Source organism: Streptomyces mexicanus (assembly GCF_902506575.1).
Taxonomy (GTDB): domain Bacteria; phylum Actinomycetota; class Actinomycetes; order Streptomycetales; family Streptomycetaceae; genus Streptomyces; species Streptomyces mexicanus.
In genome coordinates, this window is record NZ_LR732544.1 from 5524936 (window position 1) to 5547649 (window position 22714).

A 22714-nucleotide genomic window follows, 5' to 3' on the forward strand; every position below is an offset into this window, starting at 1 on the left:
ATGCCTCCACGCAAGAAGAAGCCCGCCGACCAGACGGAGCTGTTCAGCGCCTCCACCGCCAAGGAGATCCAGGACATCCTCTGGAGGGCGGCCGACAAGCTGCGCGGCTCCATCGACGCCGCCCAGTACAAGGAGTTCGTCCTCGGTCTGATCTTCCTGAAGTACGTCTCGGACGCCTTCGAGGAGCGTCGTACGGAACTGGCGAAGGAACTCGCCGAGGACGGCATCTCCGAGGACCGCCTCGACGACTTCCTGGAGGACCGCGACGAGTACACCGGCGCCCATGTCTTCTGGGTCCCGGAGAACGCCCGCTGGTCCTGGATCGCCGCCAACGCCAAGGCCCAGGGCGTCGGCAAGCTCCTGGACGACGCGATGGACGCGATCATGCGGGAGAACGCCTCCCTCACCGGTGTCCTCCCCAAGATCTTCAACCAGGACCGCGTCGACCAGAAGCGGCTCGCCGAACTCGTCGACCTGATCAGCGACGCCCGCTTCGGCGGCAGCGAGGACCGGCCGGCCCAGGACCTGCTGGGCGAGGTGTACGAGTACTTCCTCGGCAACTTCGCACGGGCGGAGGGCAAGCGGGGCGGCGAGTTCTACACGCCGCGCTCGGTGGTCCAGCTGATCGTGGAGATCCTGGAGCCGTACGAGGGGCGGGTGTACGACCCGGCGTGCGGCTCGGGCGGCATGTTCGTGCAGGCGGCCAAGTTCATCGAGGCCCACCGGGGCAAGGGACACAAGGCCGACATCTCGATCTACGGCCAGGAACTGAACGAGCGCACCTGGCGGCTCGCCAAGATGAACCTGGCCATCCACGGCATCGACGGCAACCTCGCCGCCCGCTGGGGCGACACCTTCGCCGACGACAAACACCCGGACCTCAAGGCCGACTTCGTGATGGCCAACCCGCCCTTCAACATCAAGGACTGGGCGAGGGACGAGAGCGACCCGCGCTGGAAGTACGGGGTTCCGCCGAAGAACAACGCCAACTACGCCTGGCTCCAGCACATGATCTCCAAGCTGGGGGAGAGGGGCACGGCCGGCATCGTCCTGGCGAACGGCTCGATGAGCTCACAGTCCAGCGGCGAGGGCGAGATCAGGCAGGCGCTGGTCGAGGCCGACCTGGTGGCGTGCATGGTGGCGCTACCTCCGCAGCTGTTCCGCACGACGCAGATTCCGGCGTGCCTCTGGTTCCTGGCCAAGGACAAGTCGCCGCAGGGCGCACGGCGGTTGGACGACCGGCGGGGCGAGATCCTGTTCATCGACGCCCGGGGGATGGGCGAGATGGCCGACCGCACGGAGCGCATCCTGCCGGAGGCGGACCTCAGGAAGATCGCGGACACCTACCACGCGTGGCGGGGAACGGCATCGGCGCGCGAGGCCGGGCTGACGTACGAGGACGAGCCGGGCTTCTGCTACTCGGCCGACCTGGAGACGGTCCGGGAGCACGGGTACGTGCTGACGCCGGGGCGGTACGTGGGGGCCGTGGAGGCGGAGGAAGAGGACGCGGAGGCTGTCGCCGAGCGGATCAGCAAGCTGACGGAGGAGCTGTACGAGCTGTTCGACAAGTCGGCGGAGCTGGAGAAGACGGTGCGGGTGCAGTTGGGGAGGGTCGATGTCTGAGTGGGAGAGGGTGCGCTTTGACCAGCTCGCCTCATCGGAGCGGTGGGCATTCTCCATCGGGCCGTTCGGGTCGAAGGTTACGACCAGTGACTACTGCGAAGACGGGGTTCCCTTCATCCGCGGCGTAAATCTGTCGCAGGGTGTTTTTCTGGATGATGACTTTGTCTTCATCTCGGAAGAAAAAGCTAAAGAGATCGCGTCGGCGCTTGTAAAGCCCGGGGACATCGTGTTCACCCGCAAGGGGACTGTTGGTCAGGTCTCGATGATTCCGCGCGCTCCGCGCTATGAGAAGTACGCTATTTCGGGAAGTCAGGTGAAGGCTCGCCTTGACGAACGCCGTGCTGTAGCCGAGTTCTACTACTACTGGTTTCGGTCCCCTGCCGGCCAGCACAGCATTCTTGCGCATGCCGTCACTACCGGCGTGCCCAGCCTTGCGAACTCCCTCCAGAGCATCCGCGGACTCGTAGTACCGAAGCCGCCTTTGTCCGAGCAGGCGGCTGTGGCGGCCGTCCTGGGAGTATTGGATGACAAGATCGCCGTTAACGAGCGCATTGCTGCCACCTCGCGTGAGCTCGCGCTTGCCCTATTTATTCAGGCGATTGCAGAGGATGCCGACATGGAGGTCGGCGTTGAATCTGTAGCGTGTGCTCTCACCCGAGGTATCGCCCCGAAATACTCCGAATCCCCGGATGATCTTTTGGTGCTGAACCAGAAGTGCATTCGAGATGGGAGGGTGAGCCTCGCCCCCTCGCGTCGTACGCAGCGAGAAAGAGTGAAGGCCCCGAAGCTGCTGATGAAGAACGATGTTCTCGTGAACTCAACAGGCGTCGGCACGCTCGGTCGCGTTGCGCGGTGGACGCTTGATGAGGCCGCGACAGTCGACTCGCATATCACGATTGTGCGGTTTGATGAGGCTCAGGTCGACCCCGTGTGCGCAGGATTCGCCATCCTTCGCGCGCAGCCCGAGATCGAGGAAATGGGCGAGGGCAGCACCGGCCAGACGGAGCTTCGACGCACTCAGCTGGGTGAACTCGCGATCACTCTCCCTAGCAAGGAGCGGCAGCAAGCGCTTCGTCCCAAGCTTGATGCACTGGAAGCACGAGCTGACCAGGCTTTGCGCGAGTCGCAGGCCCTCGCCACCCTCCGCGACACCCTCCTCCCCCAGCTCATGTCCGGCCGACTCCGCGTCAAGGACGCCGAGAAGATTGTCGAGGACGCCACATGACGACACACGACAACGGAAACGACCACGACGGCAGAAGCGACCGTCGCCCCACCGAAGCCGACTGGGAAGTCCTCGCCCTCGACGAGCTCGCCGAGTTGGCCTGGCTGCCGGCCTCCGGTAACGAGTTCGCGCCCGGCTCGGGGCACCGGAAGTCCTGGGACGACCTGATCCTGTACCCGGACCTCCACGAGGCGATCGAGCGGCTGAACCCCGATCTTCCCCCGGACGTCGTCCGGGACGCCGTGACGACCGCCGCCACCCCCGGCTCGCAGGACACCTACGAGGAGAACCGGACCGCCCACCGCCTCCTCACCACCGGCATCCGTTCGGTCACCTACACCGACTCCTTCGGCGCAGAGCACAACCCGACCATTCGCCTGGTCGACCTCACCGACCCGGACGCGAACACCTACCGCGCCCTCAACCAGGTCACCGTCATCGACGGCGAGAAGAACCGCCGTTTCGACGTCGTCCTGTACGTCAACGGCCTGCCCCTCGCCGTCATCGAGCTCAAGCGTGCCGGCGACGAGGACGCCACGCTCCAGACGGCGCACGCCCAGGTCGCCCGCTACGTCGAGGAGCTGCCGACCGCCTTCCGCTTCAACACGGTCGTGCTCCTCTCCGACGGCATCACCGCCAAGTACGGCACCCCGTTCACGCCGTACGAGCATTTCGCGCCCTGGAACACGGACGAGTTCGGCGCCCGCGTCGACCCGCTCACCGCCGAGGGCTTCGCGGAGTCGGGGCAGAACCTGGCGATCCACGGTCTGTTCACCCAGCCCCGCTTCCTCGCTCTCGTCAGCTCCTTCATCAACTTCGTCCCGTCGAAGCGGATGAAGCGGATCGCGAAGCCGCACCAGTACCACGCCGTCACCCGCGCCGCCGAGGCCGTCCGTACCGCCTCCGCGACCGACGGCAAGGCGGGCGTCGTCTGGCATACCCAGGGTTCGGGCAAGTCGGAGGAGATGGTCCTCACCACCACCCTGGTGATGCGTGACCCGGCCCTGCTCAACCCCACCGTCGTGGTCGTCACCGACCGCACGGACCTCGACGACCAGCTGTACACGACGTTCCAGGAGAGCGAAATCCTCCCGGAAGCGCCCAAGCAGGTCGTCACCCGCGCCGAACTCCGTGAGGAGCTGGCGGCGAAGAGGACGGGAGGGATCCTCTTCACCACGCTCCAGAAGTTCGGCAAGACGAAGGAGGAGCGGGAGTCGGGCGCCGACCACCCGATGCTCTCCGACCGCCGGAACATCGTCGTGATCGTCGACGAGGCCCACCGCAGCCACTACGACGACCTCAACGGTCTCGCCCGCCACCTGCGCGACGCGCTCCCGCACGCCACGCTGCTCGCCTTCACCGGCACCCCGATCTCGGAGGCCGACCGCAACACCCGCGAGGTCTTCGGCGACTACATCGACATCTACGACCTCAAGCGGGCCGCCGACGACGGCGCGACCGTGAAGGTCTACCACGAGAGCCGCGTGATCCAGCTCGTCCTGGACGAGGACGTGGATCCCACCCGGATCGACGAGGAGGCCGACCGCATCACCGACGGCCTCGACGACACCGAGCGCCGCCGCGTCGAACAGGCCGTGGCGACCATGAACGCCATGTACGGCGCGCCGGCCCGGATACGCGACCTCGCCGCCGACCTCGTGGAGCACTGGGAGGCGCGCCGCGAGCGCATGCAGCCGTTCGTCGGCGTCTCCGAGACCGGCGGGGCGCCCGGCAAGGCGATGGTCGTCTGCGCGACGCGAGAGATCTGCGTCCGCGTGTACGACGCCCTGCGCGAGCTGCGGCCCGAGTGGCACAGCGACGAGTTCGACAAGGGCGTCATGAAGATCGTCTTCTCCTCGAACTCCCGCAAGGACCCCCAGGAACTCCTCGCCCACGCCCTCACCGACAGCCGCCGCAAGGCCGTCATCAACCGGGCCAAGGACCCCGACGACGAGCTGGAACTGCTCATCGTCAACAACATGCTGCTGACCGGCTTCGACGCCCCGCCGATCCACACCATGTACCTGGACCGGCCGCTCAAGGGCGCGAACCTCATGCAGGCCCTGGCCCGCGTCAACCGGCGTTTCCGCGGCAAGGAGGACGGCCTCCTCGTCGGCTACGCGCCCCTGACGGAGAACCTCCAGAAGGCCATCGCCGAGTACACGGACGCCGACCAGCGCGACCGCACCCTGGGCCAGGACGTCGAGCGCGCCCTGGACGAACTCCGCAACGAGTACGACGTCCTCACCGGCATCCTGCGCGGCTTCGCCTGGGAACCCCTGCTCGACAAGCCCGGCCCCCGCGCCTTCGTCGACGCTGCCCTGAAGACCGCCAACCACCTGCGCGACCCCCGCACCCCCGGCAACAACCCCGACCTGCTGGACGACCCGCGTCAGACCCTGGGCCGCCGCTTCCGCGACCACGCCCACCGGCTGGAGCGTTTCTGGGCGCTCGCGGGCAGTTCGAAGGACGTGGGGGACCGGTGCGGGGACAAGCCGGCCTGGAAGCGGCACATCCAGTTCTTCGTCGAGGTCCGCGCCTACATGGCCAAGCTGGACGCGATGGAGCGGGAGGCGCGCGGCCTGCCGGTGGCCCGCGACGTGGAGTTGTACCTCGCCCAGCTGACCTCCTCGGTCGTGGAGACCGGGGGAGTGACCGACCTCTTCGCCGAGGCCGGGCTGGAGACCGCCGACCTGACCCATCTCAACGACGCGCTCGTCGCCCAGCTCCAGAAGAGCGACACGCCGCACCTGGCGGCCGAAGCGCTGCGGCGGCTCGTCGAGCGCAAGATGCGCGAGGTCACCCGGCACAACATCGTCCGGCAGACCACCTTCTCCCAGCGGCTGCAGGATCTGATGGTGCGCTACATGCGCCAGCAGTACACCAGCGCCGAACTCATCGCCAAATTGGTCGAGTTGGCCAAGGAGGTCGCTGCCGACGCCCGCCGCGGCGAGAAGTTCGAACCGCCGCTCAACTGGCGCGAGCTCGCCTTCTACGACGCCGTCGCCGACCACGGCACGGCCCGCGCCGTGATGGGCGACGAGGTGCTGGCCGGTATCGCCCGCGAACTCGTCGCCGAGGTCCGCCGCCAGCTCAAGCCGGACTGGATCTCCCGCGAGTCCGTCCGCGCCCGACTGCGCAGCACGATCAAGCGGCTCCTGGCCCGCAACAACTACCCGCCGGACCAGCAGAAGGAAGCCATCGACCTGGTTCTGCGCCAGATGGAGCACTTCGCCAACGAGTGGTCCGTGCACGGGGCTCCGGACGACTGAGCTGCCCGTAACGACGCACAGGGGCATGGGCTGCTCACCGGCCGGCGGATGCCGGCGTGAGCGGCCCCGCCCAGCGGCCCAACAGACTGATACAGGGGAGTAGTTCCTCCCAGAAGGGCAGGTTCTTGCCATGGCGGGTAAAGAGATCGAGGACCCCGAGTCGCGCTTCTCCGCAGTGCTGGTGGCCGCGGCGAAACTTCCGGGCGTGCGTATCAACAGGGAGGCGTACCTCCGCAAGGCGCTGGCCCGCTGTTGCTCCGACGACGACATCCGAGCAGCAATTGAAAAAACCCCCGCAGCAGCGGGTATCTCGATCGACATCTTGGACAAGGCGGCCAACGACTCCATCAACTACGAGGCCGCGAAGGTCAGTGCTCTTTCCGCGGCTGCCGGGCTGCCTGGCTTGGTCTTCCTTCCCGCCACCGTGCCCACCGACCTGGCCCAGTACTTCGGCCACATGCTGCGCATCGCGCAGAAGCTCGCCTACCTCTACAGCTGGCCCGATCTGTTCTCCGGTGACGGCGATGACGTCGATGACGCGACCAAGGGAGTGCTCACCCTCTTCTTCGGCGTGATGTTCGGCACCCAGTCGGCGAACGCTGCCGTCGGCAAGGTCGCGGAGGCGATGTCGAAGCAGGTCGCCAAGAAGCTGCCGCAGAAGGCGCTCACCCAGGGCGTCGTCTACCCGATGGTGAAGAAGGTCGCCAAACAGCTCGGCGTCGAGATGACGAAGAAGACCTTCGCGAGGGCCGTCTCCAAGGCTATCCCTGTGGTCGGTGCCGTCCTTTCCGGCGGGCTCACTCTCGCGACCTTCCTGCCTATGGCGAAAAGGCTGAAGAAGCACCTCGCCGGCCTGGAAATGACGAAGCCGACGATCGGGGTCACCGATGCCGAGGTCGTGGAAGCGCAGGAGCCCGTCGCCACGGATTACACCGAGCAGCCTGACGCGGACGAGTCTGCCTCCCAGTAGGTGATCCTCCGTTGGACCATGGCCACCGGCCGACTGCCACTCTCTGAGCATCCGGACCTCGTGGGCCCGGATGCCTCAGCGGTGCATCAGGCGGCAACCGGCAGGGTCCTTCGTGCACACGAGCGTCAGACGCGCGGCTCCGACGCGGCCAGCCCGACGAACCCCGCCCATGCCTGACGGGACACGACCAGAACTGGTCCGGGCGCGACCTTGGAGTCCCGGACATGTACGGCGGTGGTTCCTGCCGCAACCTCCACACACTGGCCGCCTTCGGTTCCGCTGTAGCTGCTCTTGAACCAGGCGAGGCCGGACGCGGCGGTCGAGGACTCAGCGTTGTTCATAGCGATCCCAACAACCCTTCGATGAAGTTCAGCGACTCTCGTGGGCTGAGAGCCTGCGCTCGGATAATCCCATAGCGCGCGGCAGCGAGAGCCGCCTGTTCCACATCGGTCTCAAGCGCACTGGTCGTGTGGGTCTCGGTGTAGACGAACTTCTTTCCGTCTCGGCGAGTGACGACCGTGAACGGACCGTTGACGCCCGCGTTCTCCTCGCAATCGGTTGGCATGACCTGGATCTCGACGTTGTCTCTTTGCCCTGCCAGGAGGATGAACTCCAACTGCCCCTTGACCACGCTCCTGCCGCCGTACCGATGCCGCAGCACCGCCTCGTCCATGACGAAGCTCAGCAAGGGCACAGGGCGTCGGTCGAAGATGTCCTGCCGGGCCAGGCGAGCCGTCACGCGCTGCTCGACCGTCTCAGGATTGAGCGGCGGACGTCGCATGGCGAGCAGAGCCCGCATGTACTCCTCTGTCTGGAGCAGGCCGTTGACGACGTGGGTGTCGTACATCAACAGTTCCAGACACTCCTTTTCCAAGGCGGCCATCCCCTGAAAGAACACCGGATACTGAGCCCGCTCCACCTCCTCCTTCCACAGGCACAGCAACCCCTCCGCCCCCAGCACCTCATCGGCCTGGTCGATCGTCCTGAGAGACGGGATCCGTCGCCCCTGCTCGAACGAGGCGATCGTGGAAGCCGAGTACCCGAGCCTCCTGCCGAACTCCTCACGGTCCAGTCCCGCCCGCAGCCGGAGCATCTTCATGGTCTGGCCGAACGCCACCACAACACCCCGCCCCGCGTCGTCCTCAGGACGCCGCCCCGCAACCCGGTCGTCGTTCTCCCGGCCGTCCCGGGCCACGCCCTCGCGCTCCGTCATGTGCATCACCGCCTCCTTGGCGCAACGCCCCCGCAAGGGAACCGTCACGGCCCGCGCCTCCTACACTCGCCGACAGCGCGCGTACAGCCGCCCCCTGTCGTAGCGTCACCACTGGTCACGCTACGCGACCGGCAGGACCGTGGTCGGCATGACGACGAAACCCGCGCATCCCTTCCAACCCGTCGATCCCACCGCCTCCATGAGCACCAGGAACGCCACGGACGCCGCCCTCTCGGCCTTCCTCACCCAGGCCCCGCCGGCTCACACCTTCGCCATGCGCTTCACCTCCACACCGCGAGGCGCCCGCCTCGCCCGCCGTCTGACCGCCGTCCGGCTGGACGCCTGGGGGATCCCGTACGGCACCGACCCGCACGAGGCGATCGTGCTGATCACCGCCGAGCTCGCGGCGAACGCCGTGCGCCACGGCCATGTCCCCGGCCGTGACTTCCACCTGCGCCTTCACGACCTCCCCACCGCACCAGGAGGCCGTACCGTCCGTGTCGAGGTCACCGACACCCGCGCCGAACGCCCGCCTCGCCGACGCGCCACGCCGTGCGACCCCGCTGACGCGGAGGAGACCGGCCGCGGGCTGCTCCTCGTCGCTCACCTGGCCGCCCGCTGGGACTGGCACCCGCGCTCGAACGGGCCGGGCAAGACCGTGTGGGCCGAGTACACGTTCCCGCCCGGGTCCCCGTCGTGAGCTCGCCCAAGCGCCGCGCCCCCCGGCTGGACGGGGCCGTCCCCTCGGGGGTCGACTGAGGAGGTCCGTATGCCCGACGCCACCACCCGCATCCCCGCCGAAGCCCGTGACCGGCTCGCCCGGACAGCGGCCTCCGAAGGCATGTCCTTGCGGGGTTACCTCTCCCATCTCGCCGAGACCTTGCTCACCCCGAAGGAGCGCGTGGCCCGCGCCCAGGAGGCACGCGCCGCTCTGCGGGCGTGGAACGGCTACGACCCGAGCGCGAGCGAACAGGGGGAGCTGGACGCCGAGTTGGACCGGCGGCTCGGTGAGGCGGGGGTACGGTGACCGACGAGCTGCACACCGTCCTCGACGAGACGGCTACCTCTGCGCGTCATCGACCTCCATCCCTGAGCTGAGGTTCGAGTCATCGCCAGGGCACGCGACGGCCCGGCCACCCCGCTCCGCGGCTCGCACGGATCTAACGGCAGCAACGGAGGGCTGATAACACGGGTTATCGGCCTTTCTTTCCTGCCGCCCTCTCGTAGGCTCCTACGGTCCATCCCGTCGACAGGCGGCACTCCGGCGGCGGCATCGCCGCTCTCCGAAGCCTGTCGGTGCTCGCCCTTTCCGCACCATCACGGGAACCACGGGAGACACCACATGGACGCGATGGACCAGCCCTCCGGCGACGCACTGGCGTTGCCCGAGCTCGTCGAGGCCCGGCTCGCCGGAGACACGAAGCTCAGCGAGCCCGCGAAGGCCCTCATCCGTGAGGCACTCGGCGCCTCCGGCACCGCGACGGGCGCCTGCGCCGCCGAGGGACCCGTCTACCTGGGCAAGGTCACCGTCACCGGCTTCCGCGGCGTCGGATCCGAAGCGCGGCTGAACCTGCGGCCCAAGCCGGGGGTCACCCTCGTCATCGGGCGCAACGGCTCCGGCAAGTCGAGCATCGCCGAGGCCGTCGAGACCCTGTTCACCGGAACCAACGCCCACTGCTCCGGGCAGCGCCCGAACCGCGCCGTCCGCTGGCGCAACCTGCACCACGGCGACCGGACGGTGGTCGAGGCCAAGCTGGCCGTCGACGGGGACCCGTCCCCGAGCACCCTCACCCGCACCTGGACCGGTGACACCTTCGCCGACACGCAGGCCGTGCTCAAGCGGCCCGGACAGGGCACCGTTCCCTTGGAGCAGGCCGGGTGGGAGCAGGCGATGCGCAGCTACCGCCCGTTCCTGTCGTACGTCGATCTGGGCACCATGCTCAACGGCAAGCCCACCGAGATGTACGACAACGTCGCCGCGATCCTGGGCCTGGAGTACCTCAACGCCGCCGCGCGACGCCTGGCGGACAAGAAGAGGGAACTGGAGGCGGTCCAGAACGCCGAGAAGGAGAAGAAGCCGCTGCTGCACGCGGCCCTGGAGGCGGTCGGTCACGACGACCGGGCGATCAAGGCCCTTGTGGCCATGGAAGCCAAGGGCGGTCCCGACTACGGCGTACTCGACGCCCTGATCACCGGTGTGCCCACGGCGGACGCGGGCCGGTTGCGTCAGGCCCGTCTGGAGGCCGACGCCCAGGGCCCCGACCTCGAACGGGTCGGTATCGCCGTGGACCGGCTGCGGCGGGCCGTCGCCGACGCCGAGGACCTGAGGGGATCGGCGGCCGCCGACGCGCACAGCAGGGCCGAACTGCTCCAGGCCGCACTGGCGCACAGTGACCGCCACGCCGACGACACGGCCTGCCCGGTCTGCGGGGCGCAGCAGGTGCTGGACCAGGAGTGGGCCCGGCGCGCCGAGGCGGAGATCACCGCACTCCTGCAGGAGGCCGAGGCGGTACGCAAGGCACAGACCGACGTGCGGGACGCGATGCGCACCCTGCAGGACCTGGTGCACATGCCGGCGGAGGTCCCGGCCGTTCTCGCGGAGCCCTGGCGGGAGTGGGGCGCCTGCCGGCGCCTCGCCGACCCGGCCGACCTTGCCGACCGCGCACTCCGGGCGGCGGTCACGCTGACCGACGCGTGCGACACCGTGGCCAGGGCCGCGCGTGAGGAACTGGCGGCCATGGACGAACGCTGGCGTGAGGCCGCCGGCCTGCTGGCCGAGTGGACCCGGCTCTCCCGGGAAGCCGACGCCGTCACGTCGCTCAAGAAGGACGTCAACGCCGCCCACACCTGGATCAAGAAGCTCACGACCGAGATCCGTGACCTCAGGCTGGACGCCTTCGCGGGCCACACCCAGCGGATCTGGGAGAAGCTGCGCCAGCAGAGCAGCGTCGACCTGAAGGACGTGAAGCTGCACGGCACGGAGAAGGCCACCGTACGCAAGCTGATCATGGACGTCACCGTCGACGACACCGAGGCTCCCGCGCTCGGCGTCATGAGCCAGGGCGAACTGCACTCGCTCGCGCTGGCCCTGTTCCTGCCTCGCGTTGCAGCGGCCGACAGTCCCTTCGGCTTCGTCGTCATCGACGACCCCGTGCAGTCCATGGACCCGGCGAAGGTCGACGGACTGGCCCAGGTGCTGGACGAACTCGGTCGCGAGCGGCAGGTGGTCGTCTTCACCCACGACACCCGCCTCCCGCGCGCCTTCCGCAGCCAGGGGCTGCCGGTGACCGTGCTGAGGGTGGAGCGGGGCGAGAAGTCCCGGGTGAGGGTGGTGTCCGACAGGGACCCGGTCAAGGAGGCCATCGGCGAGGCCATGGCTCTCGCGAAGACCGACGACTGCCCCGAGACCGCGTTGCGTCACGTCCTGCCCGCGCTGTGCCGGGAGACCCTTGCGGCGGCGTTCGTCGAGGCGGCCTGGCTCCGCAGGAACCGGACCGGTCGGTCCGCCGAGAGGCTGCAGGCCACCCTCGATGCCACCGAACGGCTCCTCCCGCTGGCGGGCCTCGCTCTCTTCGACGACGGGGACGACCGCGACGACGAGGAGGTCAGGGACCGTCTGCGCACCCTGTACGGCAGGGAGAGCACGACCCTCATCCACCAGTGCCAGCAGGGCGCCCACCCCGGCGGGTTCCTTCCGGACGACCCGGTCTCCTTCGTCCGGAGGGTCGAGGCCCTCGCCGACCGGATCCGCAAGCCGGAGGTACACGTCTGATGCCCGCCACCCGCGCGAACGCCGACACGATCGCAGGGCTCCTGGCGACAGCGGAGCACCTCCTCACCCGGGCCGACGACGGCGGCCCGTCGACCCCGGCCGGCCACGACCGGGGCGCGGTCTACGCTCTGCGGATCGCTCTGGAAGCGGCCGTCGACGCGGCCCTCACGACGGAGGAAGCCGGATTCCGTCAGGTCCGCAGCATGCGGGCGAAGCTGATCTGCCTGCGCCACTACGCAGGCCCGGACCTGGCCCGTCGAGCCGGCTCGCTCTGGAACCGCCTCAGCACCGGCTGCAAGTACCACCACGACGAACTCGGGCCGAGCCACGCTCAGGTGCGCGCCTGGCAGACCGCGGTCGAAGCGGTGGTCACGGAGCTCGCCGCGCCCGGAGCGGTCCGGGGTTTCCCCCGGCGAAGGGGCCTGTAGGCAGGCCGGTGGAGCGACACGGGTGGGCGGTGAGGGCGGGCATCACGGGACCGCGAGAGCCCTACCGCGCCCACCCGCAACGCACACGGCGTGGTAATTCTGTGAACAGATCGGACGTGCAGCGTCCGATGCGGCCCGGGGCCGCGAGGGAGGGGACCACACATGGGCGTGCCCGCGCACGATGAAGTCATCGCCTACGAGCAGGAGAAGGTGGATTTCGCCTACCACTGCTACGAAGCCCGGCTGGCCCGGATGAGCGGCACATCCGTGGCCAAGGCGTCGGCCAGCGGAAAGGACGGCGTTGCCAACCGCATCAAGGCCGAGGAACAGGCCGCCGCCTACGACGGCCTGGGCGGCGAAAGCCTGGTCATCGGCCGCGTCGACGCCCGCGATCCGCGCGAAGGGATCGCGACCTGGTACGTCGGGCGGCGCACGGTCTGGGACGAGGCCCACGACCAGGTGGTCGTGAACTGGACGAACGAGCTGGCCAAGAAGTGGTTCGACGCGTCACCGGAAGCACCGGGCGAGGTGGTGCTGCGGCGTCGCCTGATCTGCTCGCAGCGTGTGGTGCAGGACTACACCGACGACATCGCGCTCGCCGCTGCGGCCCCGGCCGCGCCCGGTGCGCGGAACACCGTGCCCGGACCGCGCACCGGAGCGCGGACGGCGCAGCAGCCGGCCAACGTGCCCGAACCGATCACGCGGGGTGAGAACGCCGGGCGCCACACGGCCGGTCGACCGGTTCCCACTCCCGGCGACATCGCGGACATCCAGCGGCGCAAGCCCCAGCGGCCCGACGAGCTGCTTCTGCGGGACCTCCTGCGCTCGCGCAGCGGCCGCATGCGGGACATCGTCGAGACGATCCAGCGCGACCAGATGGCCCTGGTCACCGGCGCTCCCTCCGAGATCCTGGTCATCCAGGGCGGTCCGGGAACCGGTAAGTCCGCGGTCGGTCTGCACCGCGTGACATGGCTGGTGAACAACGACCACTTCCATGCGCGGGACATCCTGGTCATCGGTCCCCACCAAAGGTTCCTCGATTACGTGGGCCAGGTCCTGCCCACCCTCGGCACCCGGGACGTCAACGCCGTGCAGCTGTCCCGCCTGTGGGACGGCGACGTCCGAGGCACCGACAGCGCCCGTACCCGGCTGGTGAAGTCCGACGAGCGCATGGCCGCCGTGCTGCGGCGGCGCGTCGAGGGCGACTACCGCCCGGCCGCCCTCGACGACCTCACCACGGCCCCTTCCTTCGAGGGGGACGAGCCCGCGTTCGCTGTCACGGCCGCCGGCACGACCCTGCGGGTGGCCCGCTCGGAGATCACCGCCGTCCTGGAGGAGGTTCGGCAGGGCGGCGGATCGTACCGCGAGCGCCGCGACCGGTTCCGGGGCCGGGTCGTCGACCTGCTGCTGCGGGAACTCGTTGCCGTCGCTCCGCGCCGCAGCCGCGACCACACGATCCGCCGTGAACTGGAGCGCAATCGGCGCGTCGAACGCCTGGTGGAGCGCATCTGGCCGTCCCCCAGCCCAGCGGAAGCCCTGCGCACCCTTTATGACTCGCCGCAGCTGCTGCGAGCCTGCGCCGGGGGTGTCCTCGACGAGGCCGAGCAGGCGGCCTTGCACCGCCCCCGCGCGGCCAAGGCGGACGAGGAACCGTGGACACTGGACGATCGGGTCTGCCTGGAAGAACTCCGCTACCTCATCACCGGAGAGACGCCCCGTCACTACGGGCACATCATCATCGACGAGGCCCAGGACCTGACGCCCATGCAGGCGCGGTCGCTCCGGCGTCGTCTCGCGGCGAGTGGTTCCATGACCGTTCTCGGCGACCTGGCCCAGGCCACCGGCCCGCATGCCTACACCGACTGGGACCGCCTCGGCATGCTGCTCGCCGACAACGGGGACTGCCGCCTGGCCGAGTTGAACACGAGCTATCGAGTGCCGGCCGAGATCATGCGGTTCGCCGCGCCGCTGGCCCGAGCGGTCGCTCCCACGCTGCCCTACCCCCAGGCAGTCCGCGCAGCAGGTGACAAGGCCGTTCAGCTGGTCGAGACCGGACCCGACGCACTCGCCCGCGAGACGGTCGCCCGCGTCCGCGACCTGATCGGCACCACCGACGGACAGAGTCTGCGGTCCGTGGCCGTCATCGTCCCCGATGTGTTCGAAGCCGCGGACGAGATCACCCGCCGGCTCGCCGAGGCGGACGACATCGCAGCCGACGAGCGTCAGGCCATCACGGTGCTCCCGGCCTCGCACGCCAAAGGCCTGGAATTCGACCATGTTCTCGTGGTCGAACCGTCCGCCATCGCCGGTGACGAACCGGCTGGACTACGCCTGCTCTACATCGCCCTGACCCGCAGCACCCAAAGCCTGACCATCGTGCACTCCACTCCTCTGCCGCCAGCCCTGATCGGCACCGACGGCCACACCGAGCCGACCATGACCCGCGATCGCCATGACCCGGAGAAGGCCCGCCCCCTCGCGATCGGCACGGACCTCCGGGTGCGGGTGGTCTCCGTCAACGGCGGCCGCTACAAGGCCGAGGCCCTCGTCGAGCACGCCGCCGACCGCCCGCTCTACCTGGCCGTGCGCAAGGATGCCGTCGCACCCGCCGTCGGAACAGAGCTGGACGTGTGGGTGCTGCGGCACACAGCGAACGCCACGTTCGTCACCGCCGACGACTTCGGCCGTCTGCCCATGTCCCCGACCATGCTCAGGCGTTATCGGGACGCTCTTGAGGTGATCGAGGAACTGAGCCGGGGTGACATCTTTGGCACCAGCCGAGCTAGGATCTCGGAACTGAAGGGCATGGCCACCCGCTGCCTCACACTCGACCAGCACGACTGGCTGGACGTGTGGCGTGTCCTCGGCTGCCCCGACCATGCGGCCCTCAGCCGACTGCAGAACCTGGCGGTGAGCACCAACCACGCCCTGAAGTCCGCCACCTTCCATCCGGAGGTGTTCCGTGCCGAGCTGGCCCGCAGCGGCTGGGCCGACGCCCTGGAGGAAGCACGGCGGACGCTGGCCCAGCGACTCGCCACCGGCGCGGAGCAGCCGAAGCAGGAGACCGGGGTGGAGGAGCCGGCCCCCGAGCACCGGCCCGCGCACGCCGATGCGCTTCCGGAGGACGACGAGCGCATCGAACAGGCCCAGTCGACCGAGCAGCCTCAAGACCCCGAGCCGTCCCAGCCCACCGAACAGCAGCCGCAGCGCCCGCAGCCCGAGGAGCCCGACAGCATGTCCCCCACCCCGCACACGGTCCAGTCGGCCGCGGACCTCGCCCGGCACCTGGAAACCGCCGCCGTCGCCGACCGCACCTGCAAGACCCACGAGGCGGTGCGGCATGAGCTGATGGCGGCACTCCTGCGTGCGGACCTGCAGCCCGAGACCACGCCGATCGTCGACGTCAGCTGCGTCACCGGCGCCGGCCTCGCCCTCTACGAGGTCCTCGGCTCCGGCCGGACCTCCCACGCCGACCTTCGTGCCGGTGCCGCCCGGCTTCTGGAGATCGGCCACACCCTGCCGACCAAGGCGGAGCGCCTTTACCTCGTGCTCTGCGAGCCCCCGGCCCAGCCCTGGTCCGCCGACTGCCTCCGTGACGTCTTCACGGTCGATGTCGTCTGGCGCACCACGGACGGCTGGGAAGGCAGCGAGGCGGAGGCGGCCCTCGGGGCGGGGTGACGGCCGGCCGAGCCGCCGGGGCGGCGGCGGCCGAGGCGGTCACGAGGCGTTCATGAGGCGGCCGAGGGCACAGGGATGCCGAGCCGGTTGCGTACGGGCTCCAAGCTGTCCTTGACCATTCCGGGCAGTGACCACTCGACAGCGAGGTCGCACGGCTGCTCGTCCAGTCTGCGCAAGGAAACGGAGACCGTCTGGTGCTTCAGCCGGATCGGATGCGTCAGAGGCGCCTTTTCGTCCAGCGGCACCTTCCAGGAGCCCCTGTCGCGCAGCGTGAACGTCGCCGTCGCGTCGTTCCCTATCCGTAGCGTCACCTCGACGGCGGCCTGGGCACAGCCACTGGCCCCGACCTCGCCGTCCCACCGGACGACGGGGCCGCTGCCGGCGCCCACCGGGCCAAGAGTCGCGTGCCTGGTCGCTCCTGTCGGGACGTTCCACACCCAGGTATCGACAGCGACGGGGAGGGCGCACGGCGTGTCGGGGCTCTGGCAGTACGGCACGTGGCTGCGGATCCCGGGCTGATCCCCGGCGCGCACGTAGAGCTCCACCTGGGTCGTTTGATGCACGTAGAACACGACCGTCCCCACGAGTCCAAACGCGGCGACTACGATCTGGCTGACGCTCGTCACGAGGGGGAGGACGAACTTCAGTGCTCCGGTTCCCTTCCACGCCTCGTGGACCGACCGTGTGGACGGCTGGACCGCACCGCTGAGCTGTTCCTGGAGCCGGGCGTGAAAGAACTGGTGGGTCACCCCGGTCTGACGCAGCACCCCACGCCGGTGGGCGTCGTCGAGGAACGCCATCGGCCGAGGCGGAAGCCGGCGGGTGAGCCAGAACCACGTACGGGACACCTGGTAGGACCCCCACGCCGACCCCAGCATCGTGGCGAAGCCGGCCGACACTCCGACGATCCCCCCGTAGTGCCAGGCGGGGGGTCGGCGGGGGAAGGTGTGTATAAGACCCCGTCACACAGGCCACCACGACGCTGGTGAGCACGCCGATGACGAGATAGCGGGGAAGCGTGGCCCTCGGCCCGTACCGGGCGTCCTCCGCGACGTAGACCTGTCTCAGCTCCGACCGGACATTCGCATGGGCGCCGAAGGTCACCAGCCCCGTCACGACTCCGGCCAGCACGCCCGCCGGCGCACCGAGCAACCGGTGGAAGAACCAGCCCCACACGCAACCGAAGGCAAGGCCCACCAGCGGTCCGGTGACCCAGGAATTGATCTGCCACCAGGCGAAGTCGAACGTGCCGTCTCGTTGCATCTGGCGTGCGATGAGGCGCAGGTACCGAGCGGCCCGGTCCGCCCCGTAACGGCGCGCGGACGGCTCACCGTAGACCGTGGGGAGGTAGCGCTCCAGCAGATGCGCCTCGACCGCCGCCCGCGTCCGGAACTCCAGCAACCTGCGGGGCGTTGAGGTCTGCGCCTGGTAAGCCGTTCGCGCCAGATGCAGCATCAGCGGAGAGGACAGGACCTCGGCCAGCACCTGCCGGGGGTCGTCACGCAGGACGGCGAAGACCTCGTCCCAGCGGTCGTCGCCCGACGCGCTCGCAGCCGTGAGGTAGTCCAGCGCGTCGTCCGGCTCCACCGGTGCGAGTTCCACCACATCGGCCTTGGTGAGCCGCTCACCGGTCCGCGTCCCCGTCGTCTCGTACTCGTCGGCGCGGCAGGTCAGCACCAGGGGCATGTCCTTCGCCGCTGCCGCCTCGATCGCCTTGACGGCCCTGGCGTGCAGGGAGGCCGGCAACTCGTCCAGGCCGTCGAGCACGGCCAGCACTCTGCGCTCGCTGATCAGCCGTGCCGCCATGGACCTGCCGAACCGGCGCCGCAGCTGCGGGCTCAGTTCAACGATGCGCTGGGCCATCCACTCCGGCAGGTCGACCGCCGGTCGCCAGGTCGACAGCGGCAGCAGGACCGGAACGGGATCGCCGGGCTGCCACGTGTCGAGCAGCGCCCCGGTGAGCAGCAGAACGAGGACACTCTTGCCCGATCCGGGCGCGCCCAGCACGACGAGCTGTCGACGGCCCGCTCCGCGGAAGTATTGTGTCAACGGGGCGAGGTGCGCGAGGTCACCCTCATGGGGCAGGCCACTGCTGTCCAGAGCGGCCGCACGGGTGCGTACGGGGCGTTCGGTGACGGACCAACGAACGGGGATGGGTACGGGGCGCTCCAGCTCGCGCCGTCCGATCTCGGCGCGGATACGGTCCCGGACCTGCGTCCGCAGGGTGTGGGCGGCCTCGTCCACGATCGCGCCGGCCTGCGGACGCGGGTCCGCGTCGATGCCGGACGGCGGCAGCGACCGGCCGAGTTCCGGTACCAGTTCCTCGATGCGTCGCGCGAGCCGCCGTACGTCGTCACCGAGCGTGCGGTGCCCGACGGTCAGCGCCTGATGCCAGAACAACTTCCTGATGTCCGACGGCAATTGCTCCTCACCGGGCAGTCGCGCACCGTCGAGCAGCACGGGGATCACGGGGATGTCGCGGGCCAGTGCACGGCGGATCTCGCGCCGGACCCAGTCCTGCTCGTCGTCGATCAGACGCCGTCCGTCCTGCGCCGAGGGATCGGGGGCGAGCCACTGGGGGCCGATCAGCACCAGCAGGACCCGGGCCTCCTCCAGCGCCTGCCTGATGGCGTCGGGGTACCTGTCACCGGGCCGGATGGAGACGCAGTCGCGGAACACGCGCTCAGGGCCGAATTCGGCGCTCAGCAACTCGTAACAGGTCGCCGCCACGTACGCGCTGTCGAGCGTACGGTAGTTGACGAATACGTCGACCACGGTGTGAGCCCCCGTCCTCTTCCCGCCGACGCCCAGGACCGAGCGCTTCCGCGGAGGCGGCCCACCCACCTCGGAACCGGGTCACGACGCGCCTGAGCATAGCGGTCAAGCGGTGCCCTCCGGAGGGTGTCCCACCGGCCGGGGCAACCGCCGCTCGACAGCACACCCGACATGGCTACGACCAGCGGGTGCACCTGCTCGACCACGAGCCGCCGCTGCCCCGTGCTCCCGTCGGCTCGCCCGGTCAGCCCGCCCGCTCCAGCAGGGCGAACCGGGCCCCCTCCGGGTCCGCGACCACGGCGACCCGGCCGCGCTCGGTGTCCCGGGCCGGGGCGAGGACCTGGCCGCCGAGGCCCGCCAGGCGGTCGAGCGTGCCGTCTACGTCGGTGACGTCGAAGTACGTCATCCAGTGCGGGCCCCGCTCGCGCGGCAGGGTGGAGCCGAGGCCGCGGATGCCGGCGACCGGGCGGCCGTCGAGGCACAGGGTCACGTGATCCCCGGACGAGCTGGACGAGCCGGGCACGCGGTCCGCCGCGCCGGCCTCGGAGCGCCGTTCCTCGTACCGGAACAGGCCGGCGTAGAACTTCGCGACGTTCGCCGTCTCGAACGTGCGCAGCTCGTTCCAGGCCGGGGTGCCCGGCACGCCCCTGACCGCGGTGCCGAGGTGCGCCGCGGCCTGCCACAGGCCGAAGACCGCGCCCGAGGGGTCGGAGCCGATCGCCAGCCGCCCGGCCGCGTCCGCGTCCAGCGGACCCACGCCGACCGTGCCGCCGCTCAGCCGCACCGCCTCGGCCGCCAGGTCCACGTCGTCGCAGGCCAGATACGGCGTCCACGCCACGGGCAGGTGACGGTCCGGCGGCAGGGCGCCGATGCCCGCCACCTCCCGGCCGTCCAGCCGGGCCCGTACGTAGGGGCCGAGTCGAACGGGGCCGGGTGCGAACTCCCAGCCGAACAGCTCCCCGTAGAAGTCGAGGGCCGCGGCCACGTCGTGCACCATCAGGCTCACCCAGCAGGGTGTGCCGGGCGTGTACCGCGCGTGTGCCTCGCCGCTGTCGTCCGCCGGCTGCGGTGCCTCGGTCATCGTCACTGTCTTTCGGCCCCTTGTGCTCGTCCCGGCCTTCTCGGCCGCATGTGCTCGTCCCGGCCCCGCGTGGTGGCCGCCTCGGTTCCGCTCCCCGGGCCCCGAACCCGCGGTCCGGCGGTCTCCGTCCCGCCCGCGCCGCCCAGAGCGCCGTCCGACCGGAGGATGCCCGGTGTGCGGTTTCCTGTCCGTTTCGGTCCCCTTGCCGATCGATGGCGATCGGCTGTACAGCACGTGTCCGATCCCGTACACGTCGTGATCGGAGCTGCCCGGCCGAGCAGAGTAGTCGGACCTGGACGCGGCGGCCACCCCGTGCGCAAGGATGGGGGCCATGAACGCCATCATCTCCGCATCCGAACTCGCGAGCGCGCTCGCGGGGCCGAACCCGCCGGTGCTGCTCGACGTGCGCTGGCAGCTCAGCGTGGCCAAGGCGGCGGGCGAGCCGCCCTTCGACGGGCGCGCCGCCTACGCGTCCGGGCACATCCCCGGCGCCGTCTTCGTCGACCTCGACCGGGAGCTGGCCGCGGCACCGGGCGTGAGGGGCCGCCATCCGCTGCCCGACGTCGAGGAGTTCGGTGCCGCGATGCGCCGTGCGGGCGTGAGCGCGACCCGGCCGGTCGTCACCTACGACGGCGGGCACGGGTGGGCGGCGGCCCGCGCCTGGTGGCTGCTGCGCTGGGCGGGGCACCCCGACGTACGGGTGCTGGACGGCGGCCTGGCGGCCTGGGACGGACCGCTGGAGACCGAGGTGCCCCGGCCCGCCGAGGGCGACTTCTCCCCGGCACCGGGCGCACTGCCGCTGCTGGACGCCGACGGGGCCGCCGCGCTGGCGCGCTCGGGGCTGCTGCTCGACGCGCGCGCGGGGGAGCGCTACCGCGGAGAGGTGGAGCCGATCGACCGGGTCGGCGGCCACATCCCGGGGGCCGTTTCCGCGCCGACGACCGACAACGTCGGCGCGGACGGCCGGCTCCTGCCCGCGGCCGAACTGCAGGCGCGGTTCAAGGCGCTGGGCGCCACCGACGGCGCGCAGGTGGGCGTCTACTGCGGCTCGGGCGTGTCCGCGGCGCACGAGGTGCTGGCCCTGGCCGTGGCGGGCATCCCGGCGGCGCTGTACGCCGGTTCCTGGTCGGAGTGGTCCTCGGACCCGTCCCGGCCGGTGGCGGTCGGTCCGGACCCGCAGTAGTCGGGCGGTGGTCGGTCCGGCCCCGCAGTAGTCGGGCGGTGGACGGTCCGGCCCCGCAGTAGTTGGAAGGCGTTCCGTCCGGATCCGCGATAGTCGGGAGGTGGTCCGTCCGGATCCGCGGTAGTCGGACGGCGGACGGCCCGCACCCGCAGTAGCCGGGTCCCGGTCGGTCCGGGCCCGCAGTGTCCGGGCGGTGGTCCGCGCCGGCACGCGGGCCGCTCCCGTGGGACAGCGACGGGAGCGGCCCGCGGACGACGGCAACGGCCGTACCGCCTCTGCTCCCGCTCGTGCCCTGCTCCCGCTTCTACTCCTGCTTCTTGCGCCGGGTGCCGAAGACGATCTCGTCCCAGCTCGGGACCGCGGCCCGGCGGCCGGGGCGGACGCCGTCGGCCTCGGCCTGGCGGTCGGTGGCCCCGATGAGGCGGTCGCGGTGCCCGCCGACGGAACGGGGCATGAGGACGTCCGCGTAGGCCGACCCGGCCGAGGCCGCGGGGGCCGGCGGCTCCTCCACCGCCGCTTCCTCCTCGGGCTCCTCCGGGGACTCCGTGCGCTCGGGCACCACCAGGTCACCGCGGAAGCTCGGCACCGCCTCCAGCAGGCTGGTCAGCGAGTCGCGCTCACCGGCGCCGTCCTCGGACGGCTCGGACACCGGCGAGGGCAGCGACGGACGCTCCCGGTCCCGATCGAAGGTGCGTTCGCGCGGCAGCCGGGCGATGCGCGGCACGAACGGGAACGTCGGCTCGGGCACCCCGAGGTCGTCGGACTCGCCGATCAGGGCGCGCGCCTCGTCGTCCACCGCCTGCACCAGGCGGCGCGGCGGGTCGTAGGTCCAGCTCGCCGAGTGCGGTTCGCCCGCGACCCGGTAGACCAGCAGCACCTCCCAGGTGCCGTCGTCGCGGCGCCAGGAGTCCCACTGGACGGTGTCCCGCTCGGCGCCGCGCAGCATCAGCCGTTCCTGGACGGCCTCGCCGAGCAGCGGACCGGAGTTCTCACCGGGGCGGCGGACGGGGGTCTTGCGGGCGCGCTCGGCCATGAAGGCGCGTTCGGCGAGCACGGGGCCCTCGAAGCGGCGTACGCGATCCACGGGGATGCCGGCCATCTGGGCGACTTCTTCCGCGGTCGCGCCTGCTCGTATCCGCGCCTGGATGTCGCGCGGGCGCAGATGGCTCTCGACCTCGATCTCGATCTGGCCGAGGCGGGGACGGTCGCCGCGCACGGCGGCGCGCAGGCGTTCGTCGATCGGAAGCGTGTACTCCGTCGAGTCCGCAGCCTTCAGCACCAGCCGTGTGCCGTCATTGGAGACGGCCACGACACGCAGTTCGGGCATGGGGACCTCCCGGGTGGTGCCTGCCGACGTCACGTGCGTCGCTGCTTCCGCTCTGTCGAGTGTGGCCTGCCCGGGTGCAGCCTGCCACAACCTTGCCGAGTTGCCCGGCGTGTCGGGCGCGGGCCCTGGATCGCCGTTATGGCACGGTTACCTGTTCACCACGCTCA

The 22714-nt window shown here is 70.2% G+C and carries 15 protein-coding genes; 10 read left to right on the forward strand and 5 right to left on the reverse strand.

The window, feature by feature from the left end; genetic code table 11:
* From GV126_RS24775 to GV126_RS24790, 4 genes are all read left to right on the forward strand, one after another.
* Entirely contained in the window at positions 1-1623 is a 1623-nt protein-coding gene (locus GV126_RS24775) for a class I SAM-dependent DNA methyltransferase (protein ID WP_159670746.1), read from the forward strand.
* Positions 1616-2848 carry a restriction endonuclease subunit S gene (locus GV126_RS24780; protein ID WP_159670748.1) on the forward strand — a complete coding sequence of 411 codons (1233 nt, stop codon included), beginning with the start codon at positions 1616-1618 and terminating at the stop codon, positions 2846-2848. The genes GV126_RS24775 and GV126_RS24780 overlap by 8 nt, the downstream gene beginning before the upstream one ends.
* Positions 2845-6120 carry a type I restriction endonuclease subunit R gene (locus GV126_RS24785; protein ID WP_159670751.1) on the forward strand — a complete coding sequence of 1092 codons (3276 nt, stop codon included), beginning with the start codon at positions 2845-2847 and terminating at the stop codon, positions 6118-6120. The genes GV126_RS24780 and GV126_RS24785 overlap by 4 nt, the downstream gene beginning before the upstream one ends.
* A gap of 130 nt (positions 6121-6250) precedes the next feature.
* Positions 6251-7090, forward strand: a complete 840-nt coding sequence (locus GV126_RS24790; RefSeq protein ID WP_159670753.1) for a hypothetical protein — start codon at positions 6251-6253, stop codon at positions 7088-7090.
* Between the two features lie 125 nt (positions 7091-7215).
* On the opposite strand, the gene GV126_RS24795 is transcribed toward GV126_RS24790, so the two are convergent.
* On the reverse strand, positions 7216-7431 hold the full coding sequence (locus GV126_RS24795; RefSeq protein ID WP_159670756.1) for a DUF397 domain-containing protein: 216 nt from the start codon (positions 7429-7431) through the stop codon (positions 7216-7218).
* Positions 7428-8303, reverse strand: a complete 876-nt coding sequence (locus tag GV126_RS24800) for a helix-turn-helix domain-containing protein (RefSeq protein ID WP_159674065.1) — start codon at positions 8301-8303, stop codon at positions 7428-7430. The genes GV126_RS24795 and GV126_RS24800 overlap by 4 nt, the downstream gene beginning before the upstream one ends.
* Before the next feature lie 148 nt (positions 8304-8451).
* Between GV126_RS24800 and GV126_RS24805 the strand changes: the two genes are divergently transcribed.
* The 5 genes from GV126_RS24805 (at position 8452) to GV126_RS24825 (ending at position 16181) form a co-directional block, all read left to right on the forward strand.
* A complete protein-coding gene (locus GV126_RS24805; RefSeq protein WP_159670759.1) occupies positions 8452-9003 on the forward strand; it encodes an ATP-binding protein in 552 nt (183 codons plus the stop codon).
* 69 nt (positions 9004-9072) lie between these two features.
* Positions 9073-9330 (forward strand): hypothetical protein, encoded by a 258-nt coding sequence (locus tag GV126_RS24810; RefSeq protein WP_159670761.1) that lies wholly within the window; start codon positions 9073-9075, stop codon positions 9328-9330.
* A 315-nt stretch (positions 9331-9645) separates the two neighbouring features.
* A complete protein-coding gene (locus GV126_RS24815; protein WP_159670764.1) occupies positions 9646-12075 on the forward strand; it encodes an AAA family ATPase in 2430 nt (809 codons plus the stop codon).
* Positions 12075-12503 (forward strand): hypothetical protein, encoded by a 429-nt coding sequence (locus tag GV126_RS24820; protein WP_185948185.1) that lies wholly within the window; start codon positions 12075-12077, stop codon positions 12501-12503. The genes GV126_RS24815 and GV126_RS24820 overlap by 1 nt, the downstream gene beginning before the upstream one ends.
* Before the next feature lie 162 nt (positions 12504-12665).
* Positions 12666-16181 (forward strand): HelD family protein, encoded by a 3516-nt coding sequence (locus tag GV126_RS24825; RefSeq protein WP_159670766.1) that lies wholly within the window; start codon positions 12666-12668, stop codon positions 16179-16181.
* Positions 16182-16220: 39 nt separating this feature from the next.
* On the opposite strand, the gene GV126_RS24830 is transcribed toward GV126_RS24825, so the two are convergent.
* Positions 16221-18956 carry a TIR domain-containing protein gene (locus GV126_RS24830; protein ID WP_159670769.1) on the reverse strand — a complete coding sequence of 912 codons (2736 nt, stop codon included), beginning with the start codon at positions 18954-18956 and terminating at the stop codon, positions 16221-16223.
* Positions 18957-19200: 244 nt separating this feature from the next.
* Positions 19201-20037, reverse strand: coding sequence for a VOC family protein (locus tag GV126_RS24835; RefSeq protein ID WP_159670771.1), 837 nt, complete (start codon positions 20035-20037; stop codon positions 19201-19203).
* Between the two features lie 331 nt (positions 20038-20368).
* Between GV126_RS24835 and GV126_RS24840 the strand changes: the two genes are divergently transcribed.
* Entirely contained in the window at positions 20369-21220 is an 852-nt protein-coding gene (locus GV126_RS24840) for a sulfurtransferase (RefSeq protein WP_159670774.1), read from the forward strand.
* A 304-nt stretch (positions 21221-21524) separates the two neighbouring features.
* Here GV126_RS24840 and sepH read toward each other — a convergent pair whose 3' ends face one another.
* Positions 21525-22547 carry a septation protein SepH gene (sepH, locus tag GV126_RS24845; RefSeq protein ID WP_159670776.1) on the reverse strand — a complete coding sequence of 341 codons (1023 nt, stop codon included), beginning with the start codon at positions 22545-22547 and terminating at the stop codon, positions 21525-21527.
* Between the last annotated feature and the right edge of the window lie 167 nt (positions 22548-22714).

Excerpts from the sequence above, each read along its gene's own strand:
- sepH (WP_159670776.1), bottom strand. The coding sequence starts at position 22,547 with ATGCCCGAACTGCGTGTCGTGGCCGTCTCCAATGACGGCACACGGCTG.
- GV126_RS24815 (WP_159670764.1), top strand. The coding sequence starts at position 9,646 with ATGGACGCGATGGACCAGCCCTCCGGCGACGCACTGGCGTTGCCCGAG.
- GV126_RS24790 (WP_159670753.1), top strand. The coding sequence starts at position 6,251 with ATGGCGGGTAAAGAGATCGAGGACCCCGAGTCGCGCTTCTCCGCAGTG.
- GV126_RS24825 (WP_159670766.1), top strand. The coding sequence starts at position 12,666 with ATGGGCGTGCCCGCGCACGATGAAGTCATCGCCTACGAGCAGGAGAAG.
- GV126_RS24835 (WP_159670771.1), bottom strand. The coding sequence starts at position 20,037 with ATGACCGAGGCACCGCAGCCGGCGGACGACAGCGGCGAGGCACACGCG.
- GV126_RS24840 (WP_159670774.1), top strand. The coding sequence starts at position 20,369 with ATGAACGCCATCATCTCCGCATCCGAACTCGCGAGCGCGCTCGCGGGG.
- GV126_RS24795 (WP_159670756.1), bottom strand. The coding sequence starts at position 7,431 with ATGAACAACGCTGAGTCCTCGACCGCCGCGTCCGGCCTCGCCTGGTTC.
- GV126_RS24785 (WP_159670751.1), top strand. The coding sequence starts at position 2,845 with ATGACGACACACGACAACGGAAACGACCACGACGGCAGAAGCGACCGT.
- GV126_RS24775 (WP_159670746.1), top strand. The coding sequence starts at position 1 with ATGCCTCCACGCAAGAAGAAGCCCGCCGACCAGACGGAGCTGTTCAGC.
- GV126_RS24780 (WP_159670748.1), top strand. The coding sequence starts at position 1,616 with ATGTCTGAGTGGGAGAGGGTGCGCTTTGACCAGCTCGCCTCATCGGAG.
- GV126_RS24800 (WP_159674065.1), bottom strand. The coding sequence starts at position 8,303 with ATGACGGAGCGCGAGGGCGTGGCCCGGGACGGCCGGGAGAACGACGAC.
- GV126_RS24805 (WP_159670759.1), top strand. The coding sequence starts at position 8,452 with ATGACGACGAAACCCGCGCATCCCTTCCAACCCGTCGATCCCACCGCC.
- GV126_RS24810 (WP_159670761.1), top strand. The coding sequence starts at position 9,073 with ATGCCCGACGCCACCACCCGCATCCCCGCCGAAGCCCGTGACCGGCTC.
- GV126_RS24820 (WP_185948185.1), top strand. The coding sequence starts at position 12,075 with ATGCCCGCCACCCGCGCGAACGCCGACACGATCGCAGGGCTCCTGGCG.